Here is a 1,521-nt window from a genome sequence, read left to right on the forward strand (position 1 = left end):
GGCACTAAAACCCCAATGCGTTTCGAATCGCCTTGAACGTCTTGTTATTCCGCAACTAAATTCGGCTATGTTTACGCCTAATGTTTTGATATGACGAGAAATTTTCGGTATGCAGGCAAAAATCGAAGCCGAAGTATTTGGCAGCTCACTACCTTAAATCGCTTTAGCGTCACTCTTTAATTGCTGCGCCATATTAAGGTGCGCTTAAAGCGCTTTAAGGCTAGCATGGAAATGACCAATATTCGCCCTTTTCGCCGCTTTTCCACCCTATTACCCCGCCACTTTCACTCTTAGGCTACAACCACGTACATTCAGCCTGAGAGATCCGTTGCGGAAATAACGCTTTCTATACGGCGACTGTCCGTATTTTACAAACAAATAATGCCTTCTTTATTTTTAAGCTTCAAATACAAATCAATAGTTTAGTGGCAGATTTAATGAGTTAGAACGCTCTATGTCGTATAACCTCAGAAGCCAGTTGATTTGAGTATGGAAAAAGCCTGTGAACAGGATGTGAATGAGTCAAAGATCTAACGTATACAGAGGTAATTTCAATCTGATTTTGCCATTGCCATTTTTAACGCCCGATAAATTGTTGCTTCTCCTAGCTCAAATTCTTTCGCAAGTTGACCGATGGTTGCCCCTTCGGTTCGGCGGGAATGGATTGCATCGCAGATTTGTTCATTGAGTTTTGCTGGGCGCCCAAACTTCACGCCGTTCTCTTTTGCTTTGGCAATACCTTCGGCTTGCCGCTCAGTTCGTAAATCATTTTCGAACTCAGCAATGGATGCCAACATGTTAAACATCAATCTACCAGTTGATGTGCTGGTATCGATATTTTGATCAATGACGATTAAGTTAATTTTTTCTTGCTCAAAACGTTTAGCGAGTTGTGCCAGATGGACAACAGATCGAGCAAGGCGATCTAATCGAGTGATGACTAACGTATCTCCCTCTCGAAGATAATTCATACAAGATTGAAATTCTGGTCGGTTAGAGGTTCGACCACTTCTTTTTTCTTGGTAAATGCGTTGACAACCTACATGATTTAGTTTTTCCAATTGAACGTCTAAACTTTGACCAGTAGAGCTCACTCGAGCGTATCCGATTTTCTCCATAATCTATCAATAACTCTAAGATATTTTGATTTGGCATTTATAATAGTACTTTTGATAGATAATTTCACGAACTATCAAAAAGTATACAAATTGATAAGAGATTTTCAGTTGTTAAGATGGTGCTAATTTAGTGAGGGCGACTTTGTCTAAAAAATGACCTTAACGAGCGATATAGGCATTGTCTATCGAATTCAACTTTTTGATAGGTGGCTAATGCTGATTCATCAAGAGGTTTGTTTGGGGAGTTGGTTGCATATCTGAATTGGTTTGCGTGAGGTATACTTAACTCAAATTATGACTGTTTAAATATATTCTTGTCTTCATTGCTGGCATGGTTCACGCGAAATACACCATATTTATCGGTGTAGAACGCAACTGGCTTACCGTGCTTATCGATGTACTG

The 1,521-nt window shown here is 39.8% G+C and carries 1 protein-coding gene; it reads right to left on the reverse strand.

Features of this window, described 5'->3' with window-relative positions; genetic code table 11:
- Positions 1 to 551: 551 nt before the first annotated feature.
- The gene (locus tag AACR11_RS09870; RefSeq protein WP_047517731.1) at positions 552 to 1,118 is read right to left on the reverse strand and encodes a recombinase family protein; all 567 of its coding nucleotides are present in this window, start codon (positions 1,116 to 1,118) and stop codon (positions 552 to 554) included.
- Positions 1,119 to 1,521 lie beyond the last annotated feature (403 nt).

Source organism: Vibrio sp. L85, from assembly GCF_963871815.1.
GTDB lineage: Bacteria > Pseudomonadota > Gammaproteobacteria > Enterobacterales > Vibrionaceae > Vibrio > Vibrio harveyi.